At 75.7% G+C, this 22001-nt stretch carries 16 protein-coding genes; 9 read left to right on the forward strand and 7 right to left on the reverse strand.

What is annotated here, in order from left to right; translation table 11 throughout:
* Positions 1–4: 4 nt before the first annotated feature.
* The 3 genes from ABZY31_RS25540 to ABZY31_RS25550 all read right to left on the reverse strand — a co-directional run bounded on the left by ABZY31_RS25540 (position 5) and on the right by ABZY31_RS25550 (position 3906).
* Positions 5–649 carry a hypothetical protein gene (locus ABZY31_RS25540; protein ID WP_356414285.1) on the reverse strand — a complete coding sequence of 215 codons (645 nt, stop codon included), beginning with the start codon at positions 647–649 and terminating at the stop codon, positions 5–7.
* Between the two features lie 281 nt (positions 650–930).
* Positions 931–3141 (reverse strand): AAA family ATPase, encoded by a 2211-nt coding sequence (locus ABZY31_RS25545; RefSeq protein WP_356414287.1) that lies wholly within the window; start codon positions 3139–3141, stop codon positions 931–933.
* 54 nt (positions 3142–3195) lie between these two features.
* On the reverse strand, positions 3196–3906 hold the full coding sequence (locus tag ABZY31_RS25550) for an FCD domain-containing protein (protein WP_356414290.1): 711 nt from the start codon (positions 3904–3906) through the stop codon (positions 3196–3198).
* A gap of 172 nt (positions 3907–4078) precedes the next feature.
* Here ABZY31_RS25550 and ABZY31_RS25555 point away from each other — a divergent pair, with 172 nt between their 5' ends.
* The 3 genes from ABZY31_RS25555 (at position 4079) to ABZY31_RS25565 (ending at position 9147) form a co-directional block, all read left to right on the forward strand.
* On the forward strand, positions 4079–4645 hold the full coding sequence (locus tag ABZY31_RS25555) for a gluconokinase (RefSeq protein ID WP_356414328.1): 567 nt from the start codon (positions 4079–4081) through the stop codon (positions 4643–4645).
* 18 nt (positions 4646–4663) lie between these two features.
* Positions 4664–6058, forward strand: coding sequence for a gluconate:H+ symporter (locus tag ABZY31_RS25560; protein ID WP_356414331.1), 1395 nt, complete (start codon positions 4664–4666; stop codon positions 6056–6058).
* A 179-nt stretch (positions 6059–6237) separates the two neighbouring features.
* Complete coding sequence (locus ABZY31_RS25565) at positions 6238–9147, forward strand: tetratricopeptide repeat protein (protein WP_356414293.1); 2910 nt, start codon at positions 6238–6240, stop codon at positions 9145–9147.
* A 50-nt stretch (positions 9148–9197) separates the two neighbouring features.
* Here the strand turns inward: ABZY31_RS25565 and ABZY31_RS25570 are convergent, their stop codons facing one another.
* Positions 9198–10016, reverse strand: coding sequence for a serine hydrolase domain-containing protein (locus tag ABZY31_RS25570; protein ID WP_356414296.1), 819 nt, complete (start codon positions 10014–10016; stop codon positions 9198–9200).
* A 253-nt stretch (positions 10017–10269) separates the two neighbouring features.
* Between ABZY31_RS25570 and ABZY31_RS25575 the strand changes: the two genes are divergently transcribed.
* Together ABZY31_RS25575 and ABZY31_RS25580 are read left to right on the forward strand one after the other, a co-directional pair.
* Positions 10270–11796, forward strand: a complete 1527-nt coding sequence (locus ABZY31_RS25575) for an MFS transporter (protein WP_356414299.1) — start codon at positions 10270–10272, stop codon at positions 11794–11796.
* 73 nt (positions 11797–11869) lie between these two features.
* Entirely contained in the window at positions 11870–12535 is a 666-nt protein-coding gene (locus tag ABZY31_RS25580) for a DUF6629 family protein (protein ID WP_356414302.1), read from the forward strand.
* Here ABZY31_RS25580 and ABZY31_RS25585 read toward each other — a convergent pair.
* The 3 genes from ABZY31_RS25585 to ABZY31_RS25595 all read right to left on the reverse strand — a co-directional run bounded on the left by ABZY31_RS25585 (position 12499) and on the right by ABZY31_RS25595 (position 14974).
* Entirely contained in the window at positions 12499–12627 is a 129-nt protein-coding gene (locus ABZY31_RS25585; RefSeq protein ID WP_356414334.1) for a DUF6126 family protein, read from the reverse strand. The genes ABZY31_RS25580 and ABZY31_RS25585 overlap by 37 nt on opposite strands.
* Before the next feature lie 117 nt (positions 12628–12744).
* Complete coding sequence (locus ABZY31_RS25590) at positions 12745–13341, reverse strand: XRE family transcriptional regulator (protein WP_356414305.1); 597 nt, start codon at positions 13339–13341, stop codon at positions 12745–12747.
* 73 nt (positions 13342–13414) lie between these two features.
* The gene (locus tag ABZY31_RS25595) at positions 13415–14974 is read right to left on the reverse strand and encodes an ATP-dependent DNA ligase (protein WP_356414308.1); all 1560 of its coding nucleotides are present in this window, start codon (positions 14972–14974) and stop codon (positions 13415–13417) included.
* A gap of 130 nt (positions 14975–15104) precedes the next feature.
* On the opposite strand from ABZY31_RS25595, the gene ABZY31_RS25600 reads away from it, so the two are divergent.
* From ABZY31_RS25600 to ABZY31_RS25615, 4 genes are all read left to right on the forward strand, one after another.
* Positions 15105–17849 carry an alpha/beta fold hydrolase gene (locus ABZY31_RS25600; protein ID WP_356414311.1) on the forward strand — a complete coding sequence of 915 codons (2745 nt, stop codon included), beginning with the start codon at positions 15105–15107 and terminating at the stop codon, positions 17847–17849.
* Positions 17846–18712 carry an ABC transporter permease gene (locus ABZY31_RS25605; protein WP_356414314.1) on the forward strand — a complete coding sequence of 289 codons (867 nt, stop codon included), beginning with the start codon at positions 17846–17848 and terminating at the stop codon, positions 18710–18712. Before ABZY31_RS25600 ends, ABZY31_RS25605 begins: the two co-directional genes overlap by 4 nt.
* A gap of 285 nt (positions 18713–18997) precedes the next feature.
* Positions 18998–20188 carry a substrate-binding domain-containing protein gene (locus ABZY31_RS25610; protein ID WP_356414317.1) on the forward strand — a complete coding sequence of 397 codons (1191 nt, stop codon included), beginning with the start codon at positions 18998–19000 and terminating at the stop codon, positions 20186–20188.
* Between the two features lie 154 nt (positions 20189–20342).
* The gene (locus ABZY31_RS25615) at positions 20343–21707 is read left to right on the forward strand and encodes a sugar ABC transporter substrate-binding protein (RefSeq protein ID WP_356414337.1); all 1365 of its coding nucleotides are present in this window, start codon (positions 20343–20345) and stop codon (positions 21705–21707) included.
* Positions 21708–22001: the final 294 nt, after the last annotated feature.

A 22001-nucleotide genomic window follows, 5' to 3' on the forward strand; every position in this document is an offset into this window, starting at 1 on the left:
CCGCTCACTCCCCCTTCGGCGCCGCGGCCTCCGCCGGGAGCCGCCGCTCGGCGGGGGTGCCGAGCAGCCGTACGGGGAGTGCGCCCAGCCGCGCGTGCGGCGAGAACCACCACGTGGCCGCGCCCCAGGGGTCGTGGTCCGCGTCGAGCAGCCGGTTCACCTCGTGGACCACGGGGACGGGCCGCCCGTCGGCGCCGAACTGGAAGGCGGGCAGCCGGACGAAGCCGCCCGTGGCGCGCAGCCGGATGAGGCCCGGCCCGTAGGGGTCGCAGCCGCCCTCCAGCGCCTCCGCGTCGCCGACGGACGGCTCGGCGAGCAGCCGGTCGCGCACCTCGCCCAGCACCGGGCCGACCATGCGGTGCCCGTCCAGGACAAGGACGGCCAGGTCGTCCGCGATGAAGCCGAGGTGCCCGGCGGCCCGGGCGGACGCCGCCGGGGCGAGGCGGCTCTCGCCGGGGAACCGGTCGGGGAGCTGCTCGCCGAGCAGCCGGGCGGCCAGCAGGGCCGCGCGTTCGGCCACTTCACCGCCGGCCAGCCGTAACGAGGCGAGCAGCAGCGCGAGTTGGCGCAGTGCCACGGGTGCCAGGCGAGGGTGCAGGTCGTCCCATTCGGCGGCCGCGACGGCCAGGCGCGTATAGGGGTTCGTCACGTGGGCATCCGTTCACTGATCGTGGCTCCCGGACCGGAGCGGCTGGCGACCCGGCTCGCGGTCGGACGTCCCGGCCCGACCCGCTTCCCTCACCCCGCGGGGCCCCACGACCGGGCGGAGGGGTGAGCGACATGCCGGAAGGATCGCACCGCACGCGCACCCGGACAAGCCGCGTCCGGTACCCGGGGGCCCCGGGCCGGACCGGGTGGCCGGAACCGGTGCCCGGGCCCGGACCGCGGACCGGTGGCACGGCGCGGGCCGGTCGCGGCCCCGGGGGGCGATCAGTCCTGGTGGGGGCGGGCCCGCAGGAGGTGGCCGTGCCGGACGCCCTGCCGGAAGGCGGCCTCGTACGCCTGGTCGCCCAGCGCCCCGCGCGCGGTGCGCTCGGACTCCTCGCGTACGGACTTCAGTTCGGGCGTGCCGCGCTGCGGATGGCCGACCGCCTGCCAGTAGGCGTGGCCGGTGCCGTAGGCCCGGGCCGCGCCCGCGCCGTCGCCCTGGGCCGCCCGGGCGGCGGCGAGCAGGTCCAGTCCAAGGGCGGTGCCGAAGGTGTCGCCCAGTTCGCCCTTGCTCTCCAGCATCGCGCGGGCGTGCGCGGCGGAGGTGGCGGGGCTGCCCTCCCGCAGGGAGATCAGGGACAGCTGGTACTCGGCGTAGGCCCGCGTCCAGTGCTCCTCGCGGGCGGCGCAGCCGGCGCGCAGCACCTCGGCCTCGGCGCGGGCGTCGGTGAACAGGCCCATGCCGGTGAGGGCGAACACGTGCACGAGGTGGCAGCGCAGCCGGGCCGGGGAGTCGAAGGGCGTCCCGGGAGCCGCGCCGAGGGCGTTCTCGGCCACGACGCGCGCGGCGAGCGGACGCCCCGCCATGAGGTGGCTGAGGCCCAGCAGGTAGGCGGCGTCCAGGGCGAGGCACGCGTCCCCGTCCGGATCCGCCCCGGGATCCCCGGCCGCGACCTCGGCCGGGAGGCCGGCGGGCCCGCCGTGCGGGGGTCCGTACCGGTCGTCGTCCGGGCCTTCGGAAAGGGAGGGGCCGGCGGATCCCGGCGTCATGGCCAGGGCCTCGCAGCCGACGGCGAGCTGGTGCGCGGCGTCCGCCTCGCCCTGGAGCAGCAGGGTGACCCCGAGGGCCCACAGCGCCCGCACCCGCACCGCGCGGGTGACCTCCTCGGGGCGCGCGGCGGCCAGGGCCCGCTCCAGGTGGGCGCGGGCGGCGTGCAGGTGGCCGCAGCAGGCCCAGAAGAAGCCGACGCGGCCCGCCAGGTCGAGCGCCCTGGCGGGGGCGGTGGCCAGGTAGTGGTCCAGGGCGGCGCACACGTCGCCGTGCGCCGCGCCGACCCGCCGGTATCCGGCGCGCTGGCCGGGACCGAGCCATTCCCGGTCGGCCCTGCGCACCAGGGCGAGGAAATGGGCGGCGTGCCGGGCCCGCAGGGCGTCCTGTTCGCCGAGCTCCGCGAGCCACATCGCCCCGTACTCGCGGATCGCGTCGAGCATGCGGTAGGAGCCGTCGGCGCCGCGCCGCACCACGGACTTGGCGACCAGGGCGGCCAGCAGCGGCGGCACCTGCGCCTGCGACAGCGGGGCGGCGGAGCAGACGGCGCGGGCCGCCGCCTCGTCGAAGGGGCCGCCGAAGACGGACAGCCGCAGCCAGAGAAGGCGTTCGCGCGGCGCGCACCACTCGTGGCTCCAGCCGATGGCGGTGCGCAGCGCGCGGTGGCGGGGCGGCTGGAGGGGGCGGCCGGTGGCGAGCGTGCCGATCCGGCGGGTCAGCCGGTCGGCGAGTTCCTCGACGGTGTGGTCCGTCAGCTGGGCGGCGGCCAGTTCCAGCGCGAGGGGGATCCCCTGGAGGCGTGCGCAGATGGACCGGGCGGCGGCGAGCCGCTCCTCGGACCAGGGGGCGGCCGTGTGGGGCGCGGCCTCGGCGGCGCGGGCGCGGAAGAGGGCCAGGGCATCCCCGGCCCCGGCGGCGTGCGGGAGCGGACCGATCTCCATGACGTGCTCCGCGGGCAGCCCGAGCGGCTGGCGGCTGGTGAGCAGCAGTACGAGGTGCGGCGCCGCGCCGAGCAGGGCGCGGGCGAGCGTACGGACGGCGGGGACCAGGTGTTCGCAGCAGTCGAGTACGAGCAGCAGGCGGCGGGCGCCGATCCACTCCCCCACGGCCTCCACGAGCGAGCGGGCGGTGTGGTCGGCGAGGCCAAGGGCGTCGGCCACCGTGTCGGCGAGCAGCCGTGCGTCGGGCAGGGGGGACAGGTCGGCCCAGTGGATCCCGTCGGGGAACCCCTGCCCGCCCGGCGGGGCCACCCCGCCGTCGACGGGGACGTCCCCGGCCAGGCGGGTCAGGGCCTGGCGGGCCAGGCGGCTCTTGCCGACGCCGCCCGGCCCGGTCAGGGTGACCAGCCGGTGGGCGGTCAACGCCCGGTCGAGCACGGCCAGTTCGCTGCGGCGTCCGACGAAGGACGCGGGCCCGCCCGGGGGCCCATCGGCTTGTGCCAGCACGGCACCAGTGTGGCCCACCGCGGAGCGCTTCCGGACCGGCCGGGCGGGGAGCGGCTACGGAGCGAGGACGTCCAGTTCCTCCAGCGCCCCCGCGGTGATCTTCCGGGTGAGCGCCTCGGCGCGGGCCGCGTCCCCCTCCCGTACCGCCTCGGCCACCCGCACGTGCAGGGTGACGGCGGCCGGGTCGGGGTCGGGGAACATCACCGCGTGCTGGGTGCGGCCGGTCAGCACCTCGGCGACGACGTCACCGAGGCGGGCGAACATCTCGTTGCCGGAGGCGTCGAGCACGGTCCGGTGGAAGGCGACGTCGTGGCGGAGGTAGCCCTCCAGCTGGTGGCCGCGCGAGGTGCGGACCATGCCGAGGGCCGCTTCGGTGAGGGCCGCGCACTGCTCGGGCGTGGCCCGTACGGCGGCGAGGCCGGCGGCCACGGGCTCGACGGCCGAACGCAGCACGGTGAGCGAGCGCAGCTGGCGGGGCCGGTCGGCGCCGGCCAGGCGCCAGCGGATCACCCGCGGGTCGTAGACGTTCCATTCGTCCGCCGGGCGCACGGTGACGCCGACCCTGCGGCGGGAGGCGACGAGCGCCATGGATTCCAGCACCCGGACGACTTCGCGGACGACGGTGCGGGAGGCGCCGAACTCCTGGGCGACCTCGTCGGTGCGCAGCACGCTGCCCGGCTGGTGCTCGCCCGCGGTGATGGCGAGGCCGAGGGCGTCGAGCACGTGTGCGTGGAGTCCCCCCGCGGGACCGCCCTCGGTTGTCATGGCGCAAGCGTACGGGGTGCGCAGCGGGGTCCCGTGCCGGGAGGATCACGAGAAAAGGTGTGATGTTTTACAGATGAACCCTTGAATAAGTACTACTTAATAGGCTTCAGTGGTGCCAGATGTCGATGAGGACATCGCCGAGAACAGCGAGGTATCCCCCATGGGCTACGGAGTGAGCACCGCCCGCGTCATCGTGGTGATGGGCGTGGCGGGGACGGGCAAGACGACCGTGGGGCAGCTGCTCGCCGCCGCGCTCGCCCTCCCCTACGCGGAGGGCGACGCCTTCCACCCGGCGGCCAACGTCGCCAAGATGGCGTCCGGCGTCCCCCTGGACGACGACGACCGCCGACCGTGGCTCGACGCCATCGGCGAGTGGGCCCGCGGCCGCGGCGAGCGGGGCGGGGTTGTCTCGGCCTCGTCGCTCAAGCGCGCCTACCGCGACCGGCTGCGCGCCGCCGCGCCGGGCGCCGTCTTCGTCCACCTGACCGGCGAGCGGCCGCTGATCGAGCGCCGGATGGCCGCCCGCACCGGGCACTTCATGCCCGCCACTCTGCTCGATTCGCAGTTCGCCGCGCTGGAGCCGCTGGAGCGGGACGAGCGGGGCGTGAGCGTCGACGTCGACGGCTCGCCCGAGGACATCACCGCCCGCGCCCTGGCTGCACTGCGGCAGGCACCCCCGCTCGGCCCGCCCGACGGACCCGGCTCCCCCGCCCCCACTGCGACCCCCCGCGAAAGCTGAGGAACCGTCACCGTGATCATCACTTCCGGCGCCGGGGCCCTTGCGGCGGCCGTCGCCCCCATCACCTCGGCGGGCAACGCACGCCTGGGCATCGCCGTCCTCGCGGGCATCGCCCTCATCATCCTGCTCATCACCCGCCTCTCGATGCACGCCTTCCTGGCCCTGACCATCGGGTCACTGGCCCTCGGGGTCTTCGCGGGGGCGCCCCTGGAGAAGACCCTCGCGAGCTTCACCGCGGGCCTCGGTTCCACCGTGGCGGGTGTCGGCGTCCTGATCGCGCTCGGCGCGATCCTCGGCCGGCTGCTCGCCGACTCCGGTGGCGCGGACGAGATCGTGGACACGATCCTCGCCCGGGCCAAGGGGCGGGCCATGCCCTGGGCCATGGTGCTGATCGCGTCCGTCATCGGGCTGCCGCTGTTCTTCGAGGTCGGCATCGTGCTGCTGATCCCGGTGGTCCTGCTGGTGGCCCGGCGGGGCGGCTACTCGCTCATGCGGATCGGCATCCCGGCGCTGGCCGGCCTGTCCGTGATGCACGGCCTGATCCCGCCGCACCCCGGCCCGCTGGTCGCGATCGACGCGCTGCACGCGAACCTCGGCGTCACCCTCGCGCTCGGGGTGCTCGTCGCCATCCCGACCGTGATCATCGCCGGGCCGTTGTTCTCCCGTTACGCCGCCCGCTGGGTCGACATCCAGGCCCCCGAGCAGCTGACCACCGCGCCGTCCGAGCCCGTGGACCGCGCGCACCGGCCGCGGTTCGGCGCGACGGTGGCCACGGTGCTGCTGCCGGTGGCCCTCATGCTGGTGAAGGCGCTCGTCGACATCGTCGTCGACGACAAGACCAACGGCGTGCAGAAGGTCACCGACATCATCGGCGCGCCGATGATCGCGCTGCTCGCGGCCGTCCTCGTCGGCATGTTCACCCTGGGCCGCGCGGCGGGCTTCACCCGCGCCCGGCTGTCGGTGACCGTGGAGAAGTCCCTGGCCCCGATCGCGGGCATCCTGCTCATCGTCGGCGCCGGCGGCGGTTTCAAGCAGACGCTGATCGACGCGGGCGTGGGCCGGATGGTGCTGGACCTGTCCGAGAGCTGGTCGGTGCCGGCCCTGCTGCTGGCGTGGCTGATCGCGGTGGCCATTCGGCTCGCGACCGGTTCGGCGACCGTGGCGACGATCTCGGCGGCCGGCCTGGCCGCCCCGCTGGCCGCGGGGATGTCCACCACCGAAACCGCCCTGCTGGTCCTGGCGATCGGCGCGGGCTCGCTCTTCTTCAGCCACGTTAACGACGCCGGTTTCTGGCTGGTGAAGGAGTACTTCGGAATGGACGTCGGACAGACGCTGAAGACCTGGTCGGTGATGGAGACCATCATCTCGGTGGTCGGCCTCGGCTTCGTCCTGCTGCTGTCCCTGGTGCTGTAGGCCTGTCACTGACTGTAGGTCTGTCACTGGTGCTGTAGGCCGAGAACGCCCGGCACCGCCCCTGAGACCGGCCCCCGGACAACCCTGAGATGTCCCCGATCCCGTCCCGATGCCCTGCCGCGTCCGCCGCGGCAGGGCATCATGCCCTCACGGGACGCGGCGGTGGGGCGGGGGGTCCGATGGGCGAACGGGCGGTCAGCCGGCAGGAGCTGATCCGGCAGCGGCGGCGGGGCGGGTTCGTCGGACGGCGCCGTGAACTGGCGGTGTTCGAGGAGAACTTCGCACGGCGCGCGGACGACCCGGCGTACCAGTTCCTCTTCCACGTGCACGGGACGGCCGGCGTCGGGAAGACCTCCCTGCTGCGCCAGTGGGAGGCCGCCGCCCGGCGCCGGCAGGCGGTCACCGCCTTCCTCGGCGACGAGGTGCACGGGGTCCTGGAGGCGATGGAGGCCGTCAGCTCCCAGCTCCTGCGCCAGGGCTTCCCGCTCAAGGCGTTCGACAAGCTGCTGGCCACCTACCACCTGCGCCGCCACGAAGCGGAAGCGGCGCCGCCGGACCAGGGACAGGAGCCCGGCGCCGCGGCCGCGGACCCCTCGCCCGCCGGCCGGCTGGTCGCCCGCGCCGGGATGGCGGGCCTGGGCCTGGTCCCCGGGCTCGGTCCGGTGGCCGGGGCGTTGGACCCCGGCGAGGTGGTGGCGGGCGCCGAACGGCTGCGGGTCGCGCTCAGCGCCCGCCTGCGCAGCCGCGAGGACGTCCAGCTGGTGCTCTCGCCGCTCCAAGTGCTCACCCCGGTCTTCCTCGCCGACCTCGCGGCGGTCGCCGGCCGGCCGCCCTGGGTGGTGCTGTTCTTCGACACCTACGAGCGCACCGCGCCCGTGCTGGACGAGTGGCTGCGGGACGTGCTGATCGCCGAGCGGTACGGAACCGTGCCGGTCAGCGTCCAGGTGGTGCTGGGCGGGCAGGGGCGGCTCGACCCCCGCTGGTGGGCCGATTCCCTCGAACTGATCGCGCCCGTGGCCCTCGACGTCTTCAGCGAGGAGGAGGCGCGGGCCCTGCTGGCCGCCCGCGGGGTCACGGGCGGGGCCGTGGTGGACCTGGTGCTGCGGCTGTCCGGGCGGCTCCCGGTCCTGGTGGACCTGCTGGCCCAGGCGCGACCCGCGCACCCGGACGCGGTGGAGGACCCGTCCGACACGGCCGTGGAGCGCTTCCTCAAGTGGGAGGCGGATCCGCACCGCCGGGCCGCGGCGCTGGACTGCGCCCTGCCGCTCTACCTCGACGAGGACGTCTTCGCGGTGGCCGTGGCCGGGAACGCGGGGGACGGAGAGCGGCCGGCCGCCGGCTACGGCTGGCTGCGCGGGCTGTCCTTCGTCACCGACCAGGCCGGGCGCTGCCGCTACCACGACGTGGTCCGGGCGGCGATGCTCCGGGTCCGGCGGGCCCAGTCCCCGGCCCGGTGGCGGAGGGACCAGCTGCGGCTGGCCGACGCGCTGCGCCGGTGGCGGCAGGACCGGGAGGGCGCGCGGCCGGGGACCCGGGACCTGTGGGAGGACCCGGTGTGGCGCGAGCACCGGCTGGGCGAGATGTACCACCTGCTGTGCGCGGACCCGGCGGCGGCGCTGCCCGCGGCCCTGGACACGCTGGTGCACGCCTGTGACGCGGGGACCACCGCGGCCCACCGCGGCGCGTGGACGGCGGAGCGGGCGGGGCAGGACGCGGGGGATCCGGCGGTGGCCGCGCTGGGCCGGGCGCTGCGGGAGGCGGCCGACACCGGGGGCGGGGACACGGTGCGGATGCTGACGCTGCTGCTGGGCGCGCCGGCGCTGGCCGCGCCGTCGCGCGTGCTGGCCCACACGCTGCGGGGCCGGGACCACCGCAACTCCGGGCAGGACACCCGGGCACTGGCCGACTACGGCCGCGCGCTGGCCCTGGACCCGGGCGCGCTGCGCGCGTACTTCGGCCGGGGTGCCACCCACGTACGGGCGGGCAGGTACGCGGAGGCGCTCGATGACCTGACCCTCTTCACGCAGCGGGAGCCGGGGGCGGCCCACGGCTGGCTGGAGCGGGGGAAGTGCCTGCACTACCTGGGCCGGACCGAGGAGGCGCTCGCCGACTTGGACCGGGCCCTGCTGCTGAAGCCGGAGGATCCGTGGACGCTCTGCTTCCGCGCGCAGGCCCAGGTCGGCCTGGGCCGGGCCGAGGAGGCCATGGCCGACTTCGACGCGGCGGTCGCCCGCGACCCGGAGGACGGCTGGATCCGTGCGTGGCGGGGTTCCGCGCTGCACGGCCTGCGGCGTTACGAGGAGGCGCTGGAGGACCTGGACCGCTCGCTGGAGCAGCGGCCCGAGTACGTGTGGGCGCTGGCCCAGCGGGCGGGGACCCTGGGGTCCCTCGGCCGGTTCGAGGAGGCACTCGCCGATCTGGACGCGGCGCTGCGGCTGCGCCCGGACGCCGGATGGGTCCTGGTCCGGCGGGGGCACCTGCTCCGGCGCACGCGTCGCCACGCCGCGGCGCTCGCCGACTTCGACGCGGTCCTCGCGGCCGACCCGGCGAACGGCTGGGCGCGGGCGGGCCGCGGCGAGACCCTGCGCTGCCTGGGCCGGACCGGGGAGGCGCTGGCCGAGTTCGACCGCGCGCACGCGCTGGACCCCGCCGACCCGTGGATCCTCGCCTGGCGCGGCCGCCTCCACCGCAGGTGCGGGCGCCTCGAACGGGCGCTGGCCGACCTCGACCGGGCGCTCGCCCTCGCCCCGGACAGCCCATGGGACGTGTACGAACGCGCGCTGGCCCTGCGCCTGACCGGCGTCGGCGCGGACGCCGAACTGCGCCGCGCCGCCGACCTGTTCTTACGGGAGGCACAGGCCCCCGGGGTGGACGGCGTCCGCTCCCGCGGGAACCTGATCGTCGTCCTGTGCGCGCTGGGCGACTGGGAGCAGGCCGCGGCGCAGACAGCTGCGTTCCTGGTGCCCGGCCGGCCGGGCTGGCAGATCGAAGAGGTGCTGGCCGATCTGGCGGACCTGCGCGGTGTCCGGGACCCGGACCCGCGCCGCAGCGCCGAGCTGACCGCCCGGCTGACGGCGGCCCTCGGCTGAGGGTCTCCCGTCGCGTCGGGCACCGTCCCCCCGACCCGGGCTTCGCGCGCTCAGCCGAAGGCGGCCGCGCGGAAGGCACCCCGCACCGGCGCGTCGGCACAGGGCGCGACCAGCAACGCCCAGCGGCCGCGCAGCGGCGAGACCCACAGGTCGGCGCCGCCCGGCCCGTGGTGCGTCCAGGTGTCCTGTCGGCGGTCGGTGCCGGGGGCGGGGTGCCAGAGCAGGCCGCGGGCGGGGGTGAGTTCGCCGGTCCGGATCCGCAGGGATTCGGTGATCCAGGCGCGGGTGAGCGGCTGGTCCGGTCCGGCGAGCAGGTGGCGCAGGAAGCGGCCGAGGTCCTCGACCGTCGAGTGGAGCCGCCCGGCGCCGGTGAGGGCCGTCCGGACCATGCCGAGCGGATGCCAGACCCGGGTGGCCGCCAGGTCGGCCAGCGGACGGCCCGTGAGGTGTTCGGCGATGCCTCCGAGGGTGGCGCAGGATCCGGCGTCCGCGGCGTGGGTGAGCAGGTGGTGGGCGGTGGCTCCGCCGGTGGCCTCGTCGCAGTAGGCGGTGAGCGGGGTGTGCAGGCTCAGCGCGCCCTCGGCGACCAGGGTGCCGATGACGGGCCAGAGGGCGACGACGGGGCCGAGGCCGTCGGCCTCGACGGGGGCGTCGGCCGGTCCGGACCCCGCGAGGAAGCCCTCGCGGTCGCCGATCGCCCAGGTCGCGGCGGGCCCCGCGGCGGCTTCGGCGGCCGCCCGCAGCTCGTCCGCGGCGGGCCGCTGCGCGGGTTCCGGCCGGATCGGCCGCTCCCCGCTCGCGGTGGCCCGGTCGGTCTGCGGCGTCGCGGGCATCTGCGGCGCCTGCGGTGTCGGCGGCGTGGGATTCATCGCGTTTCCCGGCTTTCCGATGATGGGACGGCGGAGACCCGGTCACGTTAGCCACGTCCGGCCTCCGGTACGGGCGCGCCGCCCCGGCATCGGCGCGCGCCACCCGAATGCCCGTACCGACCGGCCGGGACCGGCGAAATGCAGCAGGTCGCCGCCGTTGTCGCTGCCGCCGTCGCGGGCCCGTCGTCGCCGGCGGCGATCCGTCCCCTCCACCGGGTGGCTTTGGGCGGCCGGGCGGGTGAGCCTGGGAGGCATGGACGACGACGGCCCTTCCGGCCCGCAGGTGCGCCTCGCCTCCGCGCGGGGCCGGTGGATCCTGTTCACCACCGTGCTCGGCTCCTCGATGGCGTTGCTGGACTCGACCGTCGTCAATGTGGCCCTGCCGCGGATCGGGCGGGACCTCGGCGCGGATCTCGCGGTGCTCCAGTGGACGGTCAACGCCTACCTGCTCACCCTGGCCGGGCTGATCCTGGTGGGCGGGGCGCTGGGTGACCGGTACGGCCGGCGGCGGATCTTCGTCCTCGGCGTGACGTGGTTCGCCCTGGGCTCGCTGCTGTGCGGGATCGCCCCCGACGCGGGGGTGCTGATCGCCTCCCGTGCGCTCCAGGGCATCGGCGGGGCGCTGCTCACCCCCGGTTCCCTCGCGCTGATCCAGGGCTCGCTGCATCCCGCGGACCGGGCACGTGCGGTGGGCCTGTGGTCGGGGTTCGGCGGGGTGGGCGCGGCCGTGGGGCCCTTCGTCGGCGGCTGGCTGGTGGACGGGCCCGGCTGGCGCTGGGTGTTCCTGCTCAACGTGCCGCTCGCCGCGCTGTGCGTGCCGGTCGCGCTGCGGCACGTACCGGAATCGAAGGATCCGCAGGCGCACGGGCGGTTCGACGTCGGCGGGGCGGTGCTGGGGGCGGCCGCGCTGGCGCTGGTGACGTACGCGCTGATCGAGGCCTGGTCGGGCTCCGCCCTGGTGGTGGCGGCAGCCGTGGGCGGCGTGGCGCTGGCCGTGGCCTTCGTGCTGCTGGAGCGGCGGCGGGCGGATCCGATGGTGCCGCCCGGGATCTTCGCCTCGCGCCAGTTCACCGCCGTCAACCTGGTCACGCTGTGCGTGTACGCGGCCTTCGGCGGGTTCTTCTTCCTCTCCGTGCTCCAGCTCCAGGTGGTCGCCGGGTACTCGGCGCTGGCCGCTGGCGCCGCGCTGCTGCCGACGACCGCGCTGATGCTGCTGCTGTCGGCGCGCTCCGGGGCGCTGGGCGAGCGGATCGGGCCGCGCATCCCGCTGACCGTGGGGCCGCTGCTGTGCGCGGCGGGGATGCTGCTGATGCTGCGGGTGGGGCCGGGGGCCTCGTACGTGCGGGACGTGCTGCCCGCGCTGCTGGTGCTGGGGGCGGGCATGGTCACCCTGGTGGCTCCGCTGACCGCGACCGTACTGGCCTCCGTGGACCCCGGCCGGGCGGGGCTGGCCAGTGGGATCAACAACGCGGCGGCCCGGGCCGCCGGGCTGCTGGCCGTGGCGGCGCTGCCGCTGCTGGCCGGGATGGGCCCGGACGCCTACCGCTCGGCCGACGGGTTCGACGCCGCCTTCGGCCGGGCCATGCCCTGGTGCGCGGGGGTGCTGGTGCTCGGCGCCCTGGTGGCGTGGGCGACCGTACGCTCCCCCGCGCCCGGGTCGGCCCGGCCGCAGTGCCGCACCCAGTGCGCGGTGACCGCTCCCCCGCTGGAGGCTTCCCGGGCGCCGGAGCGGCCGGAGCCGCCTGCGGCCGGCTCCCCCGCGACCGGGTCACCGGCCTGACGCGGCGGGCGGGCGGACCGGGGCGCCCGCTCGTACCGTGGGGATCACCTGTCACTCCTGCGCCGGGGGTCCCATGTGCTGGAGCGCGACGGCCGACCTGGCCGCCGGTACGGCGATCACCGCCGCCGGGCTTGTCTGCGTCGCCCGGGCGCGCCGGGCCCGCGATCTGCCGGTGGCAGCGCTGCCGGTGATCCTGGGCTGTCACCAGCTGGTCGAGGCGGCCCTCTGGCGCTCCGGGGGCGGCTGCGGCCCGGCCACCACCGCCTGGGCGGTGATCGCCCTGCCGCTGCTGGCGGCCTGGGTGCCGCTGGCCGTGCTCCTGGCGGCGGGGCCCGGCGCGGCGCCCTCGGTGCGGCGCCGGCTGCTCTTCCCCACCGCCGCGGGACTGGCCACCGCGGCGGTCCTCGCGTACGGTCTGGCCACCCGCCCGGTGACCGCCGAGATCCGCGGACACGTCATCGGCTACGGGGTGAGCGTGCCGTACGCGCCGCTCGTGGTCGCGGGCTATCTGGTCGCCACCCTCGGCTCACTGCTGCTGGCCGGGGACCGGCGGCTGCGCGTCCTGGGCGCGGCCATGGCCGCCGGGGCGGCGCTCTGCGCGCTGTTCTGGCGCCTGGAGTTCGCCTCGACCTGGTGCGCCTTCGCCGCGGTCGCGTCCCTGCTGGTACTGGGCTGGGTGCGCCGCGGTGAGGACGGGCCGGGTCACTGGTTCTTGGCGCCCAGGACGAAGAGCAGGTAGACGAAGAAGGCGAAGAGGTGCCCGACGAACAGGTACGCGACGAGCCGGATGATCAGGCCGCGCGGGAACTTGGATTCGATGCGCTTGACCACGGCGGGCCGCTGCGCGGGAGCCTGCGCCGGCCCCGCCGAAGCTTCCGGCGCTTTCGACACCTCTGACACCTCTGACGACACGTTCTCTCCCAGGGACATGCGGCGACTCCTCGGTTCTCAGTGGTGCGTGGTGGCCGCGCCGCCGAGGCACAGCCCGGCGAGGCCGCTCTGCAGCAGGGTGTGCACGAACAGCAGATCGGCCCCGCCCTCGGTGGCCGCGCCGATCCGGTGCGGGGTGAGCGAATCGAAATGGGCGCTGTCCCCCGGCTCCAGCACGTGCCGGGTCTCCCCCAGGTAGAGCCGCAGCCGCCCCTTGAGGACGTACAGCCATTCCTCGCCGGGGTGGACGCGGACCAGCTCGCCCTGCTCCCGGGCGTACGGCACGTGCACGCGCAGCGCCTGCATCGCGCGGCCCGGGCCGCCGGCCTGCCAGTACGTCCAGCCGTCGGCCTCGCGAGCGCCGGGCCCGCCGGCCCGTACGATGGGATCGGCCACGGACGGGGTCTCACCGAGCAGTTCCGAGACCGTCGTGGCGTAGGTGCGGGCGAGTTCCAGCAGCAGCGGCAGCGAGGGCTGTCGGCGGCCGGTCTCCAGGCGGGACAGGTGGGCGGGCGAGAGCCCGGCCCGGGCGGCGGCGGCCTCCAGGGTGAGGCCGGCCCGGCGGCGCAGTTCGCGCAGCTGCGGGGCGACCGTGGCGGAGGGCTCGGGGTTCATGCTCCGATTGAGCCAGAGTCTTGCCTGCCGGGCAATTTTCTTGCCCCAGAGGCAAAACACCTGCCGGTCGCGGTCAGTCCGCGCTCTCCTCGCTTCCCGCCGTCCCGGCCCCTTGGGCCAGTACGTCCTCCAGGGTGTCCGCCTCGGCCGCCGATTTGTCCGGCCGGTAGCGCAGGACCCGGGCGAACCGCAGGGCCACCCCGCCCGGATAGCGCGGGGACCGCTGGAGCCCGTCGTAGGCGATCTCCACCACCAGCTCGGGCCGGACCCGCACGGTGTAGCCGTCGTCCTCGACGGCCAGTTCGCCGAGCCGGGCGGTCTGCCAGCGCAGCAGCTCGTCCGTGAGCCCCTTGAAGGTCTTGCCGAGCATCACGAACGTCCCGTCGGCGCCCCGCGCCCCCAGGTGCAGGTTCGACAGCAGCCCGGTGCGCCGGCCGTTGCCCCGCTCGACGGCGAGGACCACCAGGTCGAGCGTGTGCACCGGTTTCACCTTCAGCCAGTGTTTGCCGCGCCGCCCGGCCGCATAGACGGAGTCCAGCGCCTTGACCATCACGCCCTCGTGCCCCCGGGCCAGGGCCTGCTGCCAGAACGCGTCGGCCGCCTCCCCCGCCGCCTCCGGGTCCTCGACGACCAGGCGCCGTACCCGCGACTCCTCGGGCACCAGGGCGGCCAGCGCCGCGTACCGTTCGCGCACCGGCAGGTCCAGCAGCGGTTCCCCCTCGACGGCAAGGACGTCGAAGAAGGAGGGCGTCAGCGGGAGCGTCAGGCGGGCGGCGGCCACGTCGGTCCGGGAGCCGACCCGGCTCGCGACCTCCTGGAAGGGCACGGGGCGGCCGCCCGCCCCGAACGCGATCACCTCCCCGTCGAGCACGAACCGGTCCCCCGGCAGCGACCGCGCCAGCTCCACCACCTCGGGCAGCCGGCCCGTGATGTCGTCCAGCGACCGCGTGTACACGCCCACGTCGTCCCCGTCCCGGTGCACCTGCACCCGGACCCCGTCCAGCTTCTCCTCCACCGCGCAGGGCCCGAGCGCCGCCAACGCCTCCCCCACCGACTTCGCGGTGCTCGCGAGCATCGGCTGTACGGGCGTGCCCACCCGCAGCGTGAAGGCGCCGAGCGCCTGCGCGCCCCCGGCCAGCACCGCGCCCGCCACCCGCGGCAACGACCCGTCCAGCATCACCGCCCGGCGCAGCGCGGTCTGCGGGACCCCCGCGGCCTCGGCGACCGCGGCCAGCGCCACCGCGTCCAGCGCCCCCTGGCGCACCTCGCCGGAGAGCAGGCTGCGCAGGAACCGCTGCTCCTGCCCGGTCGCCGCACCCAGCAGTTCCGCGAGGATCCGCCGCCGCTCCCCCTGCGCGCCGGGACCCGCGACCGAGGCGAGCGCGGTCACCGCCTCGTCCACCGCGGGCACCGTCAGCGTGGGCTCGGCGGCGGCCTCGGTCTCGGCGCTCAGCGCGCGCCAGCCGATGCCGGGGCGGCCCTGCGGCAGCCGCCCGGCGAGGTAGGAGATCACCAGCGCGGCCTCGTCGGGGGGCGCCGCCGCGAACAGCGCGGCGAGCAGCGCCACCTTCTCGGACCGGGAGGAGGTCCCGGCCACCTCCCGGGACACCCGTGCGACATCGGCCAGCAGCATGGGGCCATCCTGCCCCGGCCGCGCGTACCGCGCCCGCGGTACGCGCGCCGAGCGGAGTAGTCCTTGAGGAGGTGCGGAGGTACGCCCGTGGGCGCTCGGGGCGGGGGCCGGGTGCGACTAGGGTTTCCGCATGAAGCTCCGACTGCCCCGGCGCCGCCGAAGCCGCCTGCTCGCGGGCGCCGCCGCGCTCGCCGTCGTCGCGGGGGCGGGCACCTGGACCGCCGCGGCCTCGGCGGACGACGCGCCGGCCGTGCACCACCAGGACCGCCTCTTCGAGATGCCCGGCGCCGCCATCGACACCTCGTACTTCACCGCCGGGGGCGGCGCGAAACGGCCCGCCGTGCTGCTCGCGCACGGCTTCGGCGGCAGCAAGGACGACGTCCGGGCCCAGGCCGAGCAGCTGGCGCGCGACGGGTACGCCGTCATGACCTGGTCGGCCCGCGGCTTCGGCCGCTCCGGCGGCAAGATCGGTCTCAACGATCCCGAGTACGAGGTCAAGGACGTCTCCCGGCTCATCGACTGGCTCGCCACCCGCCCCGAGGTGCGGCTCGATGCGGCCGGGGACCCGCGCGTGGGCGTGAGCGGCGCCTCCTACGGCGGCGCGGTCTCGCTGCTCGCGGCCGCCTACGACCAGCGGGTGGACGCGATCGCTCCGGAGATCACCTACTGGAACCTGGCGGACGCGCTCTTCCCGAACGACGTCTTCAAGAAATTGTGGGCCGGAGTGTTCTTCACGACCGGCTCCGCGGGCGGCATGCAGCCCGCGGGCGTCCCGGGGGCCGCCGGAGCGGCGGCCGCCGGACCCGCCGACCCCCTCGCCGCCCCCGGCTGCGGACGCTTCCAGCCGGACCTGTGCGCCATGTACGAGCGGGTGGCGGTGGCGGGCAAGCCCGACCCGCGCGCCCGTGAGCTGCTGGAACGGCGCAGCCCGTCGGCGGTCGGGGACCGGATCAAGGCGCCGGCCCTGATCGTGCAGGGGCAGGCCGATTCCCTCTTCCCGCTCGGCCAGTCCGATGCCATGGCGGCGGCGCTCACGAAGAACGGCGCCCCGGTCGCGGTGGACTGGGCGGCGGGCGGCCACGACGGCGGGATGCCGGAGGAGGGCCGCATCCACGGCCGGGTCACCGCCTGGTTCGACCACTACCTCAAGCAGGACGCCGCGGCGGACACGGGCCCGGCGTTCCGCGTCTCGCGCACCGGAGGAATCGATTCGACGGACGGCGCCGTCAAACTCCGCGGCGCCTCCGACGACCGCTACCCCGGGCTGACCTCCGGCGGGCGGAGGATCGCGCTGACGGGCGCCGAGCAGACCTTCGCCAACCCGGCGGGCGGCGCGCCCCCCGCGCTCTCCTCGCTCCCCGGGATCGGCGGGCAGCTCGCCGGGCTCGGGGCGAGCCTCGCCCTCGACTTCCCCGGTCAGTACGCGCGCTTCGAGTCGCAGCCGCTGGAGCGGGAACTGCGGATCACCGGCACGCCCACCGTCACCCTCAGGGTGCGCTCCAGCGCCGCGGACGGCTCGGCCGTGCTCTTCGGCAAGGTGTACGACGTCGGCCCGGACGGCCGGCAGCAGGAGCTGCCCAGCCAGCTGGTCGTCCCCGTGCGGGTGGAGAACGCCGCGCAGGGCGCCGAGGTGAAGCTCGCGCTTCCCGCCATCGACCACGGCGTCCAGCGCGGCCACCGGCTGCGGCTCGTGGTCGCGGCGACCGACCTGGGCTACGCCACCCCGGCCGCCCCGGCGACGTACGCGGTGTCCACGGCCGACGGGATCCTCACCGTGCCGTTCGCCGACGACGTGCGCACCGCCTCCGCGGCGCTGCCCGCCTGGACCTGGGCCCTGCCGCTCGGCGCGGCCGTACTGGCCGCCGCCCTGCTCGGCATCCGGCGCCGCGGCGGCGGACCGGCGCCGGACGCCCCGGCCGCAGGCACGCCCCGCGGGCCGGAGCACGAGGCGGCGCTGGACGGCGTACCGCTCCAGATCACCGGGCTGACCAAGCGGTACGCGAAGGCGCGGGACAGGTACGCGGTCCGCGACCTGTCGATGCGCGTCGAGAAGGGCCAGGTCCTCGGGCTGCTCGGACCCAACGGGGCCGGCAAGACCACCACCCTGCGGATGCTGATGGGGCTGATCTCGCCGGACGCGGGCGAGATCCGGGTGTTCGGGCACGCGGTACGGGCCGGGGCCCCGGTGCTGTCGCGGGTCGGCGCCTTCGTCGAGGGGGCGGGCTTCCTGCCGCACCTGTCGGGGCGCGCCAACCTGGAGCTGTACTGGCGGGCCACCGGCCGTCCCGCCGAGGACTCCCACATGGACGAAGCCCTGGAGATCGCCGGTCTCGGGGACGCACTGGAGCGCGCGGTACGGACGTACTCGCAGGGCATGCGGCAGCGGCTGGCCATCGCCCAGGCCATGCTCGGCATGCCGGACCTGCTGATCCTCGACGAGCCGACGAACGGTCTGGACCCGCCGCAGATCCGCGAGATGCGGGACGTGATGATCCGCTACGCGGCGGGCGGCCGGACCGTCATCGTCTCCAGTCACCTCCTGTCGGAGGTCGAGCAGACCTGTACGCACCTCGTGGTCATGGACCGTGGCCGGCTGGTCCAGGCCGGGCCCGTGGCCGAGATCACCGGGGGCGGGGACACCCTGCTGGTGACCCTGGCGGGACCCGTCCCCGACGCGGCCGTCGAGAAGGTGGCCGCGCTGGAGGGCGTGGATTCGGTGGTGGCGGCCGAGGACGGGCTCCTCGTCCGGCTCGACGGGGCCACGGCCACCGCGCTCATCGCCGAACTCGTCCGGCTGGAGGTGCCGGTGACCGGAGTGGGACCGCACCGGCGGCTCGAGGACGCGTTCCTGACCCTGATCGGAGGTCCGGCGTGAGCGCCGTACAGGAAGTGGCGCCCGGATACCGGGCGAGCCGGACGCTGCCGCTGCGCGTCGAGGCCCTGCGGCAGTGGCGCAGGCGCCGCACGCTGGTCATGGGCGGGGTGCTGGCCGCGCTGCCCTTCATCATGATCATCGCGTTCGCGGTGGGCGGCGGCTCGCAGGACGGCGGCCCGGGCGGCAACGGCCGGATCACCCTCATCGACACGGCGACCGCGTCCGGCGCGAACTTCGCGGCGACCTGCCTGTTCGTCTCCGCGGGTTTCCTGCTGGTCGTGCCGGTCGCCCTGTTCTGCGGGGACACGGTCGCCTCGGAGGCCAGCTGGTCCTCGCTGCGCTACCTGCTGGCCTCGCCGGTGCCGCGGGCGCGGCTGCTGTGGAGCAAGCTGGTGGTCGCGCTGGGCTTCAGCCTGGCGGCGATGGTGTTGCTGCCGGTGGTGGCCCTGGCCGCGGGCACCGCCGCCTACGGGTGGGGGCCGCTGAAACTCCCGACCGGTGGGGAACTGGCGGCCGGGGACACGCTGCCGCGCCTCGCGCTGGTGGTCGCCTTCGTCTTCGTATCGCAGTTGGTCACGGCCGGGCTGGCGTTCTGGCTCTCGACCCGGACGGACGCGCCGCTCGGCGCGGTCGGCGGGGCGGTCGGGCTGACCATCGTCGGGAACGTGCTGGACGCGGTGACCGCGCTCGGGTCCTGGCGGGAGTTCCTGCCCGCGCACTGGCAGTTCGCCTGGGCCGACGCCCTCCAGCCGCACCTGGAATGGGGCGGGATGATCAAGGGCGCGGCGGTGTCCGTGTCGTATGCGCTGGTGCTGTTCGCGCTCGCCTTCCGGGGGTTCGCGCGCAAGGACATCGTGTCCTGAGACTCCCTGCTGCGTGCCGTGGCCCGGACGCCGTCTCCCCCGCTCGGGGGAGGCGGCGTTCCGGCGTCGCGTGGTGCGGTGGGGCGGGGCGTGGTGGGGCGTGGTGGGCACCTCGTCCCTATCGAATCGATCGCGAACGATCGAATCGATCGTTCGCGCGCCGCCGGTTATCTATGATGGCGGCGGAACGGAGCGGATGATCAGGGCGAGGATGGCCGCAGCGCCGCACACGAACCACCGCACGCCGGGCCGTACGCGCTCGTCGGCAGAGCCCAGGGGGACCCCGTGAGACCACATGTAGACCAGCGCCAGGCCCAGGTGCTCGCGCTCGTCCGGGCCCGGGGCAGCGTGCGGGTGACGGACGTGGCCCGGGAACTGGGCGTCTCCCCCGTCACCCTGCGCCGGGACATCGAGGCGATGGCCGCGCGGGGCGAGATCCTGCGGCTGCACGGGGTGATCAGCCGGGTCGAGCCCGCGACGCCCGGAGGGCGCCTCGGGGGAGGCGCGGCGGGCACCGCTTCCCGGGGCGACGCCGCGCCGGGCGGGCCGGACGGACCGGGCGATGCGGCGGGCCTCGTGGTCGGCATGGTCGTGCCGACCACCGAGTACTACTACGCGGAGGTGGTGCGCGGCGCCCGCGAGGTGGTCGAGGCGCGCGGCGCGCGGCTGACCGTGGGACTGACGCGCTACCTGCCGGGCGAGGACCGGACGCAGGCCGACCGGCTGCTGTCGACCGGGGCCGACGGGCTGCTGCTGACCCCCAACTGGGACGCCGGATCGCCGGGCCCCGATGAGGGGGTGTGGACGGCCGAGTTGCCGGTGCCGACCGTGCTGGTGGAGCGGTGGGCGCCGCCGGGGCATCCGGCGGCCGCCCTGGACCGGGTCGGGTCGGACCACGCCCACGGGGCGGCGCGGGCGGTCCAGCACCTGGTGGAGCTGGGCCACCGGCGGATCGCGCTGGCCTGCCAGGAGACGCCGACCAGCGCGCGACTGCGGGCCGGGTTCGAGGCCGCCGTCGCGGCGCTGGGCCTGGAACCGGCGCCGCCCTGGCCGTCGGCCGACTCCGGGGAGACGCCGGTGGCGGCGCTGTCGGTGGCGGACCGGTTCGCGCGGACGCTGGAGTACCTGTGCGAGGCGGTCGCCGGGGGCGGGGGGCCGGATGCGGGCGGGGGTAAGGGCGGGGTCACGGCCGCGCTGATCCACAGCGACACCGACGCGATCATGCTGATCCCGCGCCTCCAGGCCCGGGGGGTGCGGGTGCCGGAGGACCTGGCGGTGATCACGTACGACGACGAGGTGGCGGGACTGGCCGACGTACCGCTCTCGGCCGTCGCTCCCGCCAAGCGGGAGGTGGGGGCGCGGGCGGCGGAGCTGCTGCTGGACCGGCTGTCGGGGGCCGACGAAACGGCGTACGGGCCGCACGGCAGCCCGCGGCAGCACCTGGAGTTGCTCCCGCGGCTGACCATCCGCTCATGAGGGGTCAGTTGAACTGATTGTTTCGATCGAGTCGTGCGTTCGCTCTTGACGGGGTGCGTGTTCGCACAAAAGATGGGCCGCGTTCTCCCATCCGCCGCCCGGAGCGGTCGCCCGTAGGAGTCGAACCATGTCGCGCAGCCTGCCTTCTTCCCGCATGCCGTCGTCCCGCCCCCTGCCCTCCCGTCCGCTGGCCTCCCGGCCGCTGCTCTCCCGGCCGCTGTCCCGTCTCGCCCTCACCGCCTCGGTCGCCTCGCTGGCCCTGCTCGCCACCGCGTGCGGGGCGGGCAAGGAGGGGACGGGGACGGCGGCCGAACCGGTGGGGTCGGCCGACCAGCCGGTCACGATCACGTACTGGTCCTCCAGCGCGGGCGCCCAGCAGACCGCCGACGCCTTCAACAAGACGCACCCGAACATCCGGGTCACCTTCTCGGCCGTGCCCGGCGGACCGGACGGCGCGGCCAAGCTCTCCAACGCCGTCAAGGGCGGCAACGCACCCGACATCGCGACGATGGACTACTCCTCGCTCCCCGAGTTCGCGAGCGGCGGCAACCTGGAGGACCTGAGCGCGACCTCCGGCACGCTCGTTGCCGAGAAGTTCCCCAAGGCGGTCCAGTCGCTGGTCGCCCTCGGGGGCAGGACCTGGGCGGTGCCCTTCGACGTCACGCCGCTCGAACTCTTCTACCGCAAGGACATCTTCGAGAAGCACGGGGTGGCCGTGCCGACGACGTGGGACGAGTACGAGCAGGCAGCGGAGAAGATCAACAAGGCCGACCCGTCGGTCCGGATCACCAACTTCGGCGGCGGCGACCCGGCCGTGCTCGCGGGCCTCTCCTGGCAGGCGGGCGCCCACTGGTACGGGACGGAGGGCGACCGGTGGAAGGTCGCCATCAACGACCCGGCCTCGCGGAAGGTGGCCTCGTACTGGAACGGACTGCTGGCGTCGGGCCTCGCGTCGAAAACCCCGCTGTGGGGCGAGGGCGAGGCGAAGGAGCGCTCGTCCGGTCAGGTCGCGACGGTCATCGGCGCCGCCTGGACGGCCGGTACGTTCCTCGCGAGCTACCCGGACCTCAAGGGCAAGTGGGGCATCGCGCCGCTGCCCACGTGGGACGGGAAGCCCGCGACGGGGATGTACGGCGGCACCTCCTACATCGTGCCGAAGGGCAGCAAGCACACCCGGGCCGCGGCGGAGTTCATCGCCTGGGTCACCACCGACCCGGAGGCCGTCAAGGCCCGCCTCAGCTCGCTGAAGGCTCCCAGCAGCGCCCTGCCGGCCAACCCGGAGATGCGGGCCGCGGCCGCGAAGCTCTTCGACACCTCGTACTTCGCCGGGCAGGACCCGTACGCCCTGGCCGGCGCGGCGGCGGACACCATCGTGCCCGGCTGGACCTGGGGCCCGACCCACCTCCAGGTCAACGCGGCCCAGAACGCGGCCGGGGCCGACCACCTCAAGGCCCTGAGCGAAGGCCAGAGCGCCGCCGAGAAGGCCATCACGTCCCGCGGCCTGGGCCTGGCCCACTGATGCCCCCGCCCCGCCCGCGAAACCCCCGAACGCCTCCCAGTCGCCCCACGCAACCCGATACCGGCCCGACCACACCCGTGAGCACGGACAGCACCACCGGCACGGCGCCTGACACGCGGCCCACCCGCGGCACAGGCAACGCCGACGGCACGGTGCCGACCTCCGCCCCGGGCAGGGGCACGGGCAACGCCTCAGGCACGGTGCCCGGGCCCGGGCCCGGGTCCGGGTCCGGCACGTGGCCCGGGTCCGGCACTGAGCCCGGGTCCGGCACCGGGCCGGAGGCCGGCACGTGGC

Origin of the sequence: Streptomyces sp. NPDC006529 (assembly GCF_040611795.1) — a bacterium.
In the GTDB taxonomy this organism is placed as follows: domain Bacteria; phylum Actinomycetota; class Actinomycetes; order Streptomycetales; family Streptomycetaceae; genus Streptomyces.